Raw genomic sequence first — 14,410 nt, 5'->3', positions numbered from 1 at the left:
TAATCGTGCTAACCGATATCGACAGCGCAAACGGCGGATCGGAGTATCGGGGTGTGCTTGCGATAAAAACCGACGAGGGCGGTACTCGAGCGAGAGGCGGTGGGTTGTGCGATCTCGACTCGCTGTACGAGGCCCCACCGCCCTTCCGAAGCGATACCGATCGAACGTTCGGGGGCACGTCCCGTCGCTGAAAGTGGTATGAATAAACATGACAGTGGCAAACGATCGGCTTCGTCCTCCGGGGATTCCGGCGACCAGTCGGTAGCGAACGTCCTCGACGCACTGCTCGAGGCCCTCAGGTCGGATCAGGGCGGTGCCCGAACGGAGGCCCTCAAGCGGGCACTCGACGACGAGCCTCGCTCCGCCGGTGTGGACCCCCAGCGGATCGCGGAGCTCGAATCGACGGTGGCGCAATTGTCGGACGATATCGACACGGATTCCGGGGAGTGCGACGGGGACGCCCTCGGAGCCGTTCGATCCGACCTCGACGCGGTCATCGACGAACTGACGACGCTCCGAACGGCGATCGAATCCCTCGAGTCGATTGACAGTGCCTTCGAGAGCCGGCTCGACGACCTCGAAACGGCAGTTACCGAACTGGCCGATCGCTTCGCGAGCCTCGAGGAATCGACGCCCGAGGACGGTTCGGACTCCGCCGCGAAACGCGATACGCTCGACCTCGACGACGTTTCCGGGAGCGGGGAGGCGTCCGACGTCTCGACGGACCGAGTCGAGGACGACGTCGCCAGACGGATTCGACACGTCGAGAAGAACCTCAACACGCGAACGACCGCGCTGGCCTCCCGGATACGGGATATCGAACAGGTGGAGGATCGGATCGACGACCTCGAGGACCGACTCGACGAGCGAGCGGCGACCCTCGAGGGGCAGATCGATGACACCGACGCCACGATCGAGGAGGCGGTCGCGATCCTCCAGGAGCGAACGAAATCGGAGCTGTCGGCGGTTCAGTCGGACCTCGACGACCTCGACGACGAACTCCGGTCGTCGATCGAATCCCTGGAGGACGACGTCGGTGCGCTCGAGACGCACGCGGCCGATATGACCCTGTGGCGGAACTCGGTAGAAGCGTCACTGGAAGACGCGGGAGACGACCGTGAAGACGAGTCTCGGTGACCGCTTCTGTGCGGACGCTGTCGGGGCCTACAATAGCCACAGAACGGATTCACAAACGGATCATACCGCCGGCATGCGGTCGTATGTATTGATTGTCAGTGGTACAGTGGGGTGCAGATCGGTGCGGAAACCGCTCAGAGTTCGAGTTCTTCGGCCGAGTCGACGTCGAACTTGGTGACCTCGGGCTCGCCGGCGAGGAGTTCCGGGAGCGCGGCCTCGAGTTCCTGAAAGTGATCGGTCTGCGTGTGTGCGACGAAGGCCTCCTCGTCCTCGTACTGTTCGAAGAAGCGCACGACGTTCGGGTCAGTGACGTCCGTCGCCGCCCGATAGTCGATGATGCCGTCTTCCTGTTGCGATTCGGACACCAGATCCTCGATCAGGTCGAGGGCTTCGTCGCGGCTGTCGGAGTCGATCGGAAAACTCGCGTGTATGACGATCATTACGGGAAGATGATTCGTCCGTCGGGAAATAAAGCTGGTCCCACCGGAGACCGACGCCGAGGCCGCGGTGGGCCGTCAGGTCACGAGCCGTACCGGTCGAGGCGTTACTCGGTGACGACGATCTCGCCGATCATTTCGGCACCCTCGTGGGGAATGCAGAAGTACTCGTAGGAACCCGGCACTTCGAAGGTGTGTTCGTACGTGTCGCGCGTTCCGAGTCGACCGCCGCGGTCGTCCCAGGCCTCGTACGCCGCCGTCTGGCTTTCGTAGCCCCCGGACGCGAAGTACTCGGCGTCTTCGGGGATCAGGTCCTCGTAGGCCGTGACGGTGTGATCGGCCTCGCTCGTGTTCTGCCAGACGACAGTGTCACCGACCGAAACCTCGTAGACCTCGGGGTGGAACTCGGTGCGACTCATTCCGATGTGACAGTCCTCGCCGGCGCAGGGATTATCGTCGAACGAACTGAGGAGCGACGAACACCCGGCCAGCGTCGCAGCTGTCGCAGTTCCGACGGCGGCGAGATAGCCACGCCGTTGCATACGCGATCCTTGGGAGAGTTGCGGTATAACCGCCCCGGTTCGGTTCTCGAAAACGGCGGTCTCCGGAAACGAAAACACGTAAGGTAGCTCCCCGTCGAATCCGGGCATATGCTCCCCCGGTTCGTCGGTCGGCTGGGTGTCGCCGACGCGGTGACGATCGCGAACGCCGCCCTGGGGTTCGTCGCGGTCGTCGTGGCGACCGTCGACATCGACCTCGCCGCCCGGCTCATCCTCCTCGCGGCGATCGCGGACGGACTCGACGGCATCCTCGCGCGCCGCTACGGCGGTACCGACGCCGGTCCCTACCTCGACTCGCTCGCCGACGTCGCCTCCTTCGCCGTCGCTCCCGCCGTCCTGTCGTTCGTCGTCGTCACTGAGGGGCTCGGAATCGATTTCGGCGCGATCACCGCCGACCTCCTGCTCGTGACGGGCGTCTGTGCGCTGTTCGTCGCGATGGCCGTCACCCGGCTGGGAATGTACACCGCCTACGACATCTCCGGCAGTTACACCGAGGGCGTCCAGACGACCCTCGCCGCCACGATACTCGGCGCGGCGATCCTCGCCGGCGAGACGCGGCCGTGGCTCGTGCTCGCCGTCACCGGCGCGTTCTGTTACCTGATGGTCTCGCGGATCCAGTACCCCGACCTCCTGGCTCGAGACGCCGCGATCATGGGTATCGTCCACGCCCTCGCGATCCTCGTTCCGAATTTCGCCGGCCGGACGTTTCCGTACGCCCTCCTGACGCTCGGGCTGGCGTACATGACGCTCAGCCCCTGGTTGTACTGGGGCGAGCGGGAACGGTCGCCGTCGGTCGACGTGCATGGAAACGCTTAGGGCCGTGCTGACACGACCGTCAAGTATGTACAGTGTCACGCGTCGGCGTCGTCCCCGGGTGGTACGATGAGCGAGGACGAGGCGAACGGTGACGACGGGGCCGCCGAGGAGGAGGAAGCGGGCGAGAACGAGGGGGCTGCCGATCTCGCGGCCGTTCGAGAGCGCCTCGACGCACTCGCGGCCGACCTCGAGGGACTCGACTCGAACCTCGAGGCCGCCGAGACCGAGGACGACCTCGACGTCGTCGAGGCCGACCTCGAGTCGTTCCGAACGGAACTCGAGAGCGTCGAGGTGCCGGAGCCGCCCGAGACCGACGAGGACGAGGAAGACGAAGACGCGGAACCCGCGCCGGAAGAAGAGCTACAGGAGCGGTACGACGAGATCGAGAGCGACCTCTCGGACCTCGAGTCGGATCTAGAGGACCAGCGCGGTCCCTACGGCGAGGACGTCGTAAGCGAGATAACCGACGCAAGCGGGACGATCACGGACACCCGCTGGACCGAGGAAGGCAACGCGGAACTGATCGAGGCGGTCGACGACTTCCTCGACGAGTTCAACGATCTGCTGGACACGTCGGTCACGCTGGTAAACCAGGGCGAAACCGTCCCCGACCAGCTCGATGCGACCCTCGACGACGCGGTCGAAGCCGTCGAAACCGCCGACCTCGACGCGGACGACGACGCCGAGACGATCGCCGGTCTGCTCGAGGCGACCGACGATCTGCAAAGCGATATCGACGACGCGACGGAGTGGACCGACCTCGAGATCCGCGAACAGCTCCGTCGGGAGGGGTACTACGACGTCCTCGATCACGTCAAGGACTTCCCGCCGGAGTGGCACGCGCTCAAGGTCCACGAGAAGCAGGGCAACGTCGACATGATCCTCCTCGCGCTGGAGACGTTCGACTCCGACTTCATGGAGGACCACTGCATGGAGGCCTTAGAGCGGATGGGGCCCGAGGAGGCCATCGACCCGATGCTCCAGAAGGCCAACCGCCGCGATCAGGCCGCGATGTCCATCCTCGGCAAGATCGGCGTCGCCGACGAGGAGGTCGTCGACACGCTCGTCGACTACGTCGATTCCAACCCGAACCTCCAGCGGCCCGCGTTCCGCGCACTCGGCGAGATCGGTGCCGAAGACGCGGTCGAACCGATCGCTCAGCAACTCGTCGCAGACGAGGCCGACGTCCGCAGCTGGGCCGCCCGCGCCCTCGGGCTGATCGGCGACACCCGCGCCATCGACCCGCTCGCGGACGTCCTCGAAGACGACGAGTCCGACCGCGTCCGAGCCAGCGCCGCGTGGGCGCTCAACCGCATCGGCACCGAAGACGCCCTCGAGATCGTCGCCGACTACGACGACGACCGCGCCTACCTCGTGCAGGCCGAAGCCGAGAACGCGGACCTCGAGCCCGCAGCCTGACGCTCGGGCCGCAGCGAACCGCTCAGTGAACTCGATTCAACCGATCGATGAGAAACTGACGTGACGAACGGCGTCGAACGCTCTATTGTTCCACGATGGTACGATATACGGTGGCGCACGCTGTGCCGCGGTTCACCGCGGCACGAAGCCGTGCGAGGGACGAACGAGCGAACGAAGTGAGCGAGTGAGTCGGCTGGGGAGGGCGTGGCCGTTCAGTGTTGCCAGCACGAGCGGACTCGTTCCCTCGATTGACTATCCGTACCCTTCTCGAAAGAGTCGACTAACCGTCTCCCTACCCGACCGGATTGGATCCGACATTTTAAATCCGAAAGGACGACCAGACGGAGCGATGGATATCCGGCGAGCCGCCCTCGTTGCCGTCTTCGCCTGTTGTCTCGTCACCAGTACCACGATACTCGCTGGGTTCGCAGTTGCCACCGGCACAGTGACGACCGGGCAGCCCACGGCTCGAGCCACCCCTGATAGCGAACCCGACGCGTCCGCCCGTGCCTGTCCGCAACGGGCGAGCGACACGACGAGGCCGACCGCGACGGACACGCCGACGCGGCCGCGCATCGTCGAACTCGCGCCGAACCCGCCGACCGAGGAAAACGCCGGCGAGTTCGCCGTCCTCGAGACGCCGCCCGACACCCGACTCGAGAATTGGACCCTCACGGACGGCCACACGACGGCGCGACTCCCGAACGAGACGGTCTCCGGTCGTACCGCGCTGAGTACGTCTCCGAACGCCACGACACGGCTCACCGACACGCCGGTTCTCGGGCTCGAGGGCCATCTGCAACTCGCGAACGGCGGTGACGAGCTTCGACTCCGAAACGCGACGGCCGCGATCGATTCGGTCTCCTACGACCGCGCGCCGACCGCGGAGCGGTGGTATCGGACGGAACTGACGGGGGCAACCACCAGTCGGAACGACGACACCGTCAACGGCCAGTGGTGGCCCGCCGACGCGACCTGCTTCCCCGTCTCGAGCGCCGCGGTCGACGAGGCGACGGCGTTCGTCCTCCCCGATTCCCCCCGCGTCCCCAGAGAGACGATTCGAACCGCCGATAACCGGCTCCTACTTGCCGGCTACACCGTCACTTCCGAGCCCATCGCCGCCGATCTCGTCGACGCGGCCGAACGCGGCGTCGACGTCTCGGTACTCCTCGAGGCGAGCCCGGTCGGCGGCACGCCGGCACCGACCGCGGACGTCCTCGAGACGCTCGCGGACGGCGGCGTCGATGTCCGAGTGATCGGCGGCGAAGACGCACGCTACCGGTTTCACCACCCTAAATACGCCGTCGCCGACGATCGCGTTCTGGTCACGAGCGAAAACTGGAAGCCGGCGGGCGTCGGCGGCGAGAGCAGCCGCGGGTGGGGCGTCCGACTCGAGGACGAAACCCTCGCGAGCGATCTCGCGGCCGTCTTCCGTGCGGACTTCGAGGGGCGGGACACGACCTCCGGCCCAGCGTATCGACGAAACACCTCGTTCGTCGACGGCGAACCGGAATTCCTGTCGTCGGACTCCGAAACCGAGTTCCCGACGACCCACGAGCCGTCGACGGTTCCCGTCGAGTCGGCCGAACTCCTGCTCGCACCGGACAACGCCGAGGGACGACTGATGGAGTTGATCGCGAGCGCGGAGGACGAACTCCTCGTGATCCAACCCAGTATCGCGGCCGACGTGTCGCTGCTCGAAGCGACCGTCGAGGCGGCCCGCCGCGGCGTCGACGTTCGGATCCTGCTCGGATCGGCGGAGTACAACGCCGAGGAGAACGAGAATCTCGCGACCGGCCTCGAGCGGGCGGCCGAGCGCGAGGACCTCCCGCTCGAGGTTCGACTCGTCGAAGACACCGACCGGTTCGAGAAGATACACGCCAAGGGCGTCGTGATCGATCGAGAGACGGCGATCGTCGGGAGCGCGAACTGGAACTCGAACTCGTTACACAACAACCGCGAGGTGCTCCTCGCGCTCCACGGCGAAGCGGTCGGGACCTACTACGCCGACGTGTTCGAGTCGGACTGGTCGGGCGACTCGTGGTCGTTCCCGGTCGGTCTCAGCGTCGCGGTCGTCGTCGCCCTCGCGGCCGCTGCGGTCGTTGGACGGCGATACGTTCGGTTCGGTGATCGGTCACCGTCCGATCACACGTGAAAACGAGCCGAGAACTCAGTCCGCGTGACCGCCGGCCTCGAGTTCGAGTAGCTCACAGCAGTCCTGCTCGGCGTCGAAACAGTCGGGACACTGGTCGGGCCGATCGATGATCGTGTCGAGTCGCTCCGCGACGGTATCGTCGATGACGCTCTCCAGTGCGCGGGCTTCGTCGCGAAACTCGTCGACCTCGAGGACGTTCGCGAGGAACCGCTCGATGATGCAGTACGTCTGGAGGGCGTTGTGGGCGCGCTCGAGTCCCTCGTCGGTCAGACTCGCCCCCTTGTACTTCTCGTGGTCGACGAGCTCTCGCTCCTCGAGTTTCCCGATCATCTCGTTGACGCTGGCCGGACTCACCTCGAGCAAGTCCGCGAGCGTGCCGGTGGATGCGGGGCCGTCCTCGATTCGCTGTGCCAGGTAGATCGCCTTGAGATATTGATCGGCAGTGTTCATAGCGTCCCTCCGTCAGTGCGACTGCGCGTCGCGTCGATCGCTCGCTGGCGGTTCCGGATTCGGGTGTCGATGCGCGTCTCGAACGGTGACCGACCACCGATCGCGGCCGCCGTGATCGACGTAGCTCTCGCCCCGATCATGCTCTGTGCTCCATGATCTCGGTCACTTCCTCGACCCCTTCTTTTTCTTCCTCGCGGATACTGTACAGCGTCTCGAGGAGTCGGTCGCGATCCACCGCGAACTCTGACTCGGAGGCCTCGATCGCGTCGATCAGGTCGTCGTAGAACTTGTAGGCCGTCTCCTCGTTCGCCAGTTGATCGTAGAGCACGCCGTCCGTGTCCTCCGGCGGGCCGTACTGTGCGTCGACCAGTGCGTTGATCTCTTCGTATCCGACCGTCTCAGCCTCGAGATCGTCGATCAGCGCCTCGAGTCGCTCGCGGTGTTCGGCCGACTCCGCGGCGGCTTCGGCGAGCAACTCTTCCACCTCTTCGTCGAATTCCGCTCGCTCTTCCGGCGGGAGCGAGTCGATGTGGTGGGCGGCGCGTGACTCGACGAGTTCCTCCAGCACGACCCCGATCTGGAGCAATCGGGTCAGCTGGTGGTCGCTCGAGACACGCTGTCCCAGACTCATATCGTGACAAGAGAGCCGCTGTTACTTAGTCGTCTCGGAGAACGGGCGGCGAAAACTGGTCGAAACGGACCGAACGCGAGTCGAGCCCTCGCTAGTCGCGCTGGCGCAGTCGAGCGCCGATCAGCCCCTCGAGGTCGTCACGGAGCTCGTCGACGTCGATCTCCTCGAGGACGGGGACGAAGAAGCCCTCGACGAGCATGTTGCGAGCGGAGCGCGGGTCGACACCGCGGGAGGTCATGTAGAACAGGTCCTCCGCGTCGATCTGGCCGACCGTCGCGGAGTGGCTGGCCTCGGTGTCGTGGTTGTTGATGATCAGCTTCGGGGAGGCGTCGGCCTCGCTCTCGTCGGAGAGCATCAGCGTGTTCTCGCGCTGGTAGGAGCTGGTGTCCCAGGCGTCGGACCCGACGTCCTGGACGCCCTCGTACACCGAGCGGGCGACGTCGTCGGTGACGCCGCGGGTGACGAGGTCGGCGGTCGTGTGCTCGGCGCGGTGCCAGACCTTGGCGTCGAGGTCGAAGTGCTGATCGTTGTGGCCGTAGAAGGCACCGACGATCTGCGTCTCGGAGCTGTCGCCGCTGAGAGTCGTCGACACTTCGGTCTTGGTCAGCTGGGTGCCGAGGTTGCCCTCGATCCAGTCGATCGTGGCGTAGGTGTCGGCGACGCCGCGCTTGACGGTGAAGTTGTAGGCCTCCTCCGAGAGGTTCTGGAGGCTGCCGTACTGGACGTAGCTGTTCTCGCCGGCGGCGATTTCGACGACGCCGCTGTAGTACTGCTCCTCGGCTTCCTCGCCGGTGGACTGGCGCTCGAGGATCGTGACCGAGGACGACTCCTCGGTGACGACGAGCGTGTAGTTGAACAGCGAGCGGGAGTTCTGCTCGGTCCTGATGGCGACGTCCTCGGCGTCGACGCCTTCGGGGACGTAGATGACCGTCCCGGTGCTAAAGAGCGCCGTCGAGAGCGCCGTCAGGTAGTTCTCCTGGGGATCGACGATGCTGCCGAAGTGCTCCTTCAGGAGCTCCTCGTGCTCTTGCACGGCGTCGCTCCAGGACAGGACCTCGGCCTCTTCGGGGCCGACCTGATCCTTGTTCTCGGCCGCGTTCAGCGGATCGACGAGGGACTCGAAGTCCAGATCGTGGAGGTTCGTCCAGTCCCGACCCGGCGTCCGGATGACGTCGGGCATGTCGAGCTCCTCGAGGGCCGCGAGGGCCTCGAGACGGGTCTCGAGGAGCCACTCGGGTTCCTCGAGGTCCCCGCTGATCTCGCGTACCTGTTCTTCCGTCAGATTGGCGTGTACCTGTGTTCCTGCGCTCATATTATCCGAGGCTCCCCTCCATCTCGAGTTCGATGAGACGGTTGAGTTCGACCGCGTACTCGATCGGCAGTTCCTCCGTGATGGGCTCGATGAAGCCGGCGACGATCATCTTCTTGGCGTCGTCGTCGTCCAGTCCGCGCGACTGGAGGTAGAAGATGTCCTCGTCGCCGATCTTGCCGACGGTCGCCTCGTGAGCGACGTCGACCTTCGACTCCTCGATCTCCATGTACGGCATGGTGTCCGAGGTGGACTCGTTGTCGAACATCAGGGCGTCACACTCGACGGCGGTGCTCGCGTTTTCCGCACCGTCGGCGATGTGGACGAGGCCGCGGTAGTTGGTGCGGCCGCCGTCCTTGGAGATCGACTTGGATTCGATGGTCGAACTCGTCTCGGGCGCGTTGTGGTAGACCTTCGCGCCGGTGTCGATGTCCTGGCCTTCGCCCGCCAGGGCGATGGTGATGTGGGTGTCGGTCGAGCCGCGACCCTTGAGGATCGTACACGGGTAGAGCATGGTCACTTTCGAGCCCATGCTGCCCGAGACCCACTCCATCGTGCCGTTCTCCTCGCAGATGGCGCGCTTGGTGTTCAGGTTGAACGTGTTCTTCGACCAGTTCTGGACGGTCGAGTACTGAACGTGAGCGTCTTCGCCGACGAAGACCTCGACGCCGCCCGAGTGGAGGTTGTGGGTCCCGTACTTGGGTGCGGAACAGCCCTCGATGTAGTGAACCTCGGAGCCTTCCTCGGCGATGATGAGCGTGTGCTCGAACTGGCCCATCCCCTCCGAGTTCATTCGGAAGTACGCCTGGACCGGCATCTCGACGGTGACGTCCTCCGGGACGTAGACGAACGACCCGCCGGACCAGACGGCCCCGTGCAGCGCGGCGAACTTGTTGTCGCTCGGCGGCACGCAGGTCGTCATGAAGTGCTCTTTGACGAGCTCGGGATGCTCGCGGACGGCCTCATCCATGTTACAGAAGATGACGCCCTTCTCCTCCCACTGCTCTTGCATGTTCTGGTAGACGACCTCGGACTCGTACTGGGCGCCGACGCCCGAGAGGGCGTTCTTCTCGGCTTCCGGAATGCCCAGCTTGTCGAACGTGTCCTTGATCTCGTCGGGCAGCTCCGTCCAGTCGTCGACGCCTTCGCGCTTGTCGACGTCCGGTCGGATGTAGGGAATGATCTCTTCGACGTCGAGCTCGGAGAGATCGGGCATGCCGGGCCAGTCGGACGGCATCGGCATGTTGTGGTACTGCTCGAGCGCGCGGAGGCGTCGCTCGAGCATCCAGTCGGGCTCGTCCTTGTCCTCGGAGATCATGCGGATGACCTCCTCGGTCAGGCCTTTGCCGGATCGGACCGCGGCGTTCTCTTCCTTCTTGAACTCGAACCGGGCCTCGGTGTCTGTCTCTTTCAGGTGATCTTGATCGGAACTCATATTGATGTAGTTGTGTTTACGGCTGTAGCGTTATTACGGTTGTTCTAGTCGGATTCGGTTACGCGGTGCCGTAGACTTCGTCGCGGACCCAGTCGTACCCCTTGTCCTCGAGCTTCTCGGCGAGCTCCGGACCGCCGCTCTTGGCGATCTGGCCGTCGAGCATCACGTGGACGTGATCGGGCTCGACGTAATCGAGGATGCGCTGGTAGTGGGTGATCTGGAGGATCCCGGTGCCCTGCTCGTCGCGCAGCGCGTTGATCCCGTTCGAGACGTCCTGCAGTCGGTCGATGTCGAGCCCCGAGTCGATCTCGTCGAGGACGGCGATCGAGGGCTCGAGGATGGCGGCCTGCAGCACTTCGTTCTGTTTCTTCTCCCCGCCGGAGAAGCCGGCGTTGAGGTAGCGCTGGGCGAACTTCTCGTCCATCTCCAGCTGTTCCATCTTCTCCTGGAGGATCCCCTGGAACTCGGCGACGCCGACCTCGCCGTCGTCGGCGGGGCCTTCCATCGGCGAGTTCTCGAAGCCTTCGTCTTCCTCCTCGGCCTCTTCGCCTTCCTCGTCCTCGAAGAGCTCCTCGCGCTCCTCGATCTTGGCGTTGAGCGCCGTTCGGAGGAAGTTCGTCATCGTGACGCCCTCGATCTCCGCCGGGTACTGGAAGCCCAGGAAGATGCCGAGCGCGGCGCGCTCGTTGGGCTCGAGGTCGAGGAGGTTCCAGGTGCGCTGGTCCTCGTCGATCTCGATGTCCTCGCCGAACTCCTCGTCCTCGAGGTGGAGCAGGACCTCGCCCTCGGTGACTTCGTAGGCGGGGTGACCGGCGATGACCTTCGCCGTCGTCGACTTCCCGGAGCCGTTGGGCCCCATCAGGGCGTGGATCTCGCCCGACTGGACTTCGAGATCGACGCCCTCGAGAATCTTCTCGTCGCCCTCCGCGACTTCCGCATGCAGGTTGCGTAGTTCGAGACGTGCCATAGTATTCTGTCGTCTAAACGGTGGGTCGTATGACTGATAACGGTTTCGTATCCAATTGGATCCAGTCTCGCATTAGAAAAATAACTTTCGTATTTGGAAACCACTGTTTGGATAGCCCGATATACTCGCTGCGCTGCGACGGGCGGTGACGGTCTATTGAATCCTGTATAGCGGTCGTTTTCGGCCGTTAGAGTTCGATACGAAGGTGCGAAGAAACGGTCGGTACGACATATCTATCTCGAAACGGTGTCTGAGACGACACGAGGGGACATCAATCGAGACCTGCGTGCGCTCGCGACCGACTCACATGTAACTGTCCAGCCCAGTCTGCTCCTGACCGCTTTTTACTTCGTCCCACGAGATGTCCAGTGCCTCGAGAATCCGCTCGATCGGGCCCTGCAGCGTCTTCTCGAGCATCTTGTCGTAGTCGACCTCGAACTCCTCGGGAATCTGATCCTCGTACTCGAAGCAGATGACGTCGGGGTCGCGCTTGAACGCGCCGTAGAGGGGGTCTGTTCGGGCGTCGAACCCCTCTTCGTCCTCGAGGCGTTCGAAGAACGACGGGTCGACGCGGTCGAGGTAGAGTCGCTTGGGTTTGCTCCCGCGCTGGAAGTTGGTTCCGAGCAGCAGGTTGGCGTACTTCGCGCCCCTGACCTGTGCCGTGTCGGTGTCGTAGTTGTCCAGTCGCTTGCCGATCCCGCCCGGAATCGCGATGTCCTCGAGGGAGATCTCGCCCGCCAGCACGTCCTCGATGACGCCGTTGACGTACTCCTTCGCGCCTTCGACGTCGCCCTCGCGGACGATCATCTCGATGACGCGGTGTTGGACCTCCTTGGTGATCGGCGCGATGTCAGAGCGCTGGTATTCGAAGCCGACGATGTCGACGTTGTTGACGTCCTTGCCCTCCTTCCACGTGATGTGGCCCGCGTAGCGTTTCTTCTTCCCGGCCTGGAAGAACCGTCGATAGAGCTTCTCGAACTCGATCTGGAACCGGTGGTCCTCGGCGTTCAGATCGTCGCGCGCGAAGTCGTCGTAGCGGCCGTTGATGTACTCCTCAATCTCGAATGACTGCTCGATCGCTTCCTCCTTCGACACGTCGGGGCCGAGCTCGAGCATGACGCTGTCCGTGTCTCCGTATGCGACGGTGTAATCCAGCTCGCCCGCGGCAGTATCCGTGAACTCGATCACTTCGCGGCCGGTGGCGGTAATCGCGGAGGCGGCGTCCTTGTCGTAGAGTCGGAACTGCTCCCACCCCGAGACGCCGTACAGCGAGTTCATGATGACCTTCACCGCGCCCTGTTGGCGGTCGTACTGCTCGTATTCCCTGGTGCCGGGTTCGTACTCGTTGCGCTGGGATTTCTTCTCCTCGCGCTCGGCGAGCAGTTCGTTGATCATCTCCCGCATGACGCCGTCCGGTTCCTTTCGGAAGTGGGTCGGCTCGGGTTGCGTCGGCGCGACGAACGTCTCGCCATCGTATTCGTCCGGATCGACCCGCGTCTCGGGTGAGGCGTTGACCGTCACCATACACATCGGGTACAGCGACTTCAGGTCGAGCACGGTCACGTTCTCCTTGACGCCCGTGATCGGCTCGAACACCGCTCCGCCCTCGTACTCCTCGCCGGCCTCCTGCTGGCCCTTCGACGGCAGCGCGAACCGCCCGTAGGCCTCGTGGAGGACGTACATGTCGACCGCGTCGCCCGGCGTCGGCGCGTCCTCGAGTTTGCAGCCGACGAACGAGCGCACCTCGTCCCAGAACGCGATGATCTCCTGCTGGCGGTCGAGCTCGACGCAGAGTTCGACGTCCCGGAGGTTGTACTCGAGCAGTCTGGTCGGATCGCCCTCCCAGAGGTCGCCGATGTCGCCGGCGTAGCGCTCCTTGCCGACGCCCAGTTCGGCCTCGCCGACGGCGTCGAGCCGGTAGGAGTCGAGTTCGGAGAACACCGTCCGCTGGTAGGCGTAGAGCAGGTCGAAGACGATCCGGCCCTTGATGTCGGGGCCGCCCCAGTTGCTGCGCCAGACCTCGTCGACCCGAGAGAGCTGATCGATCGAGAGGTCGTACTCGTGGTCCGGGCCGGCGAGTTCCTCGAGGCGGTCGAGGAAGTACGGCGCGTCGAAGTCCTCGAAGTTCCAGCCCGTGAGGATGTCGGGGTCGGTCTCGTCAATGTACTCGATGAACGCCTCGAGCATCGCTTCCTCTTCCTCGAAGCTCCGTACTTCGTGCTCGATCTCGCCCTCGATCGGGTCGTAGTCGTCGATTTCGGTGGGGATATCGCCGTCACCGATGGGGGCCTCGTAGAGCCACATGATGTACTCGTCGCGGTAGGAATCGTGGCTGGTGAGACAGACGATCGGTTCCTCGCCGTCCTCCGGGAACCCCTGACGGTCGTCGACCTCGATGTCGAAGGTGTTGACGCGCGGGTCGGCGTCGACGTCAGTCGCCTCGACTTCGGTGTGGGGGACGACCAGAGAATCGTCGTCGGCCCGTCGCTCCGGGACCCGGATACCGCTGCGGATGTCCTTGTCGATCAGGAACCGATTCGGGAACAGGATGTCGGCCTCGTAGTGCTCGAAGTCGTCGCGCACCTGCCCGACGTCGCGCGGCGTCTGGCCGAAGATCTTCGTCAGCTTCTCGCCCCGAATGCTCTCGTAGGGCTCGCCGTCCTCGCCGTACTCCCGACTGCCCGTCAGCCGGTCGTACTGCTCCTCGGGCGGACGCTCGAGGGTGTCCGTCGGGGCGTAGAAGTACGGCTGGAAGCCGACGACCTGGACGTGCTCGAGCGTGCCGTCGGTCGTGCGCCCGAAGACGTGCATGATCGGCCGTTCCTCGTCACCGTAGCCTGCGATGGTGTAGTCGACCTGCATCACGGCAAGCTCGAGTTCGCCCTCGGGTTGGGGGAGGGTTTCCTCGACGACGTCGATCACCTCTGCGGCCTCGGCCCCGCCGTTGCCGGCGATCGCGACCGCCTCTTCCGCCGGCCGGTCGTCGCGTTCCTCGGAATCGCCGCCGAACTCCGCGAGTCCGGTCTGGCCCGCCTCAGTCATGGATCCGAGATTCGCAGTCGCCGGATAAAAACCCCTGCAATCCCCGCCCGCG

Annotated in this window: 12 protein-coding genes; 4 read left to right on the top strand and 8 right to left on the bottom strand. The window is 64.4% G+C overall.

The genetic code is table 11. The features are described 5' to 3' along the window. Positions 1-198 precede the first annotated feature (198 nt). Positions 199-1,137, top strand: coding sequence for a hypothetical protein (locus NDI89_RS06055; protein WP_277520618.1), 939 nt, complete (start codon positions 199-201; stop codon positions 1,135-1,137). A 134-nt stretch (positions 1,138-1,271) separates the two neighbouring features. Here the strand turns inward: NDI89_RS06055 and NDI89_RS06050 are convergent, their stop codons facing one another. Both NDI89_RS06050 and NDI89_RS06045 read right to left on the bottom strand, forming a co-directional pair. Further along, a complete protein-coding gene (locus NDI89_RS06050; protein WP_277520617.1) occupies positions 1,272-1,577 on the bottom strand; it encodes a putative quinol monooxygenase in 306 nt (101 codons plus the stop codon). Positions 1,578-1,681: 104 nt separating this feature from the next. After that, a complete protein-coding gene (locus tag NDI89_RS06045) occupies positions 1,682-2,116 on the bottom strand; it encodes a cupredoxin domain-containing protein (protein ID WP_277520615.1) in 435 nt (144 codons plus the stop codon). Between the two features lie 108 nt (positions 2,117-2,224). Between NDI89_RS06045 and NDI89_RS06040 the strand changes: the two genes are divergently transcribed. The 3 genes from NDI89_RS06040 (at position 2,225) to NDI89_RS06030 (ending at position 6,524) form a co-directional block, all read left to right on the top strand. Then, entirely contained in the window at positions 2,225-2,950 is a 726-nt protein-coding gene (locus NDI89_RS06040; protein ID WP_277520614.1) for a protein sorting system archaetidylserine synthase, read from the top strand. Positions 2,951-3,016: 66 nt separating this feature from the next. After that, complete coding sequence (locus NDI89_RS06035; protein ID WP_277520613.1) at positions 3,017-4,369, top strand: HEAT repeat domain-containing protein; 1,353 nt, start codon at positions 3,017-3,019, stop codon at positions 4,367-4,369. A 349-nt stretch (positions 4,370-4,718) separates the two neighbouring features. Continuing rightward, positions 4,719-6,524 carry a phospholipase D-like domain-containing protein gene (locus tag NDI89_RS06030; protein ID WP_277520612.1) on the top strand — a complete coding sequence of 602 codons (1,806 nt, stop codon included), beginning with the start codon at positions 4,719-4,721 and terminating at the stop codon, positions 6,522-6,524. A 15-nt stretch (positions 6,525-6,539) separates the two neighbouring features. On the opposite strand, the gene NDI89_RS06025 is transcribed toward NDI89_RS06030, so the two are convergent. From NDI89_RS06025 to NDI89_RS06000, 6 genes are all read right to left on the bottom strand, one after another. Beyond that, positions 6,540-6,974 carry a metal-dependent transcriptional regulator gene (locus NDI89_RS06025; protein WP_226005865.1) on the bottom strand — a complete coding sequence of 145 codons (435 nt, stop codon included), beginning with the start codon at positions 6,972-6,974 and terminating at the stop codon, positions 6,540-6,542. A gap of 136 nt (positions 6,975-7,110) precedes the next feature. Further along, complete coding sequence (locus tag NDI89_RS06020) at positions 7,111-7,605, bottom strand: ferritin-like domain-containing protein (protein WP_277520611.1); 495 nt, start codon at positions 7,603-7,605, stop codon at positions 7,111-7,113. A 91-nt stretch (positions 7,606-7,696) separates the two neighbouring features. Continuing rightward, entirely contained in the window at positions 7,697-8,917 is a 1,221-nt protein-coding gene (gene sufD / locus NDI89_RS06015; protein ID WP_277520609.1) for a Fe-S cluster assembly protein SufD, read from the bottom strand. Position 8,918: 1 nt separating this feature from the next. Beyond that, positions 8,919-10,349, bottom strand: coding sequence for a Fe-S cluster assembly protein SufB (sufB, locus tag NDI89_RS06010; protein ID WP_277520608.1), 1,431 nt, complete (start codon positions 10,347-10,349; stop codon positions 8,919-8,921). Positions 10,350-10,407: 58 nt separating this feature from the next. Then, positions 10,408-11,316 carry an ABC transporter ATP-binding protein gene (locus NDI89_RS06005; protein ID WP_277520607.1) on the bottom strand — a complete coding sequence of 303 codons (909 nt, stop codon included), beginning with the start codon at positions 11,314-11,316 and terminating at the stop codon, positions 10,408-10,410. A 303-nt stretch (positions 11,317-11,619) separates the two neighbouring features. Continuing rightward, on the bottom strand, positions 11,620-14,358 hold the full coding sequence (locus NDI89_RS06000) for a DNA-directed DNA polymerase (protein ID WP_277520606.1): 2,739 nt from the start codon (positions 14,356-14,358) through the stop codon (positions 11,620-11,622). Between the last annotated feature and the right edge of the window lie 52 nt (positions 14,359-14,410).

The organism is Natrinema salsiterrestre, assembly GCF_029502005.1.
GTDB classification, from domain to species: domain Archaea; phylum Halobacteriota; class Halobacteria; order Halobacteriales; family Natrialbaceae; genus Natrinema; species Natrinema salsiterrestre.
The sequence above is the reverse complement of the archived record's forward strand: the minus strand, read 5'-3'. Positions and strand labels throughout refer to the sequence as shown.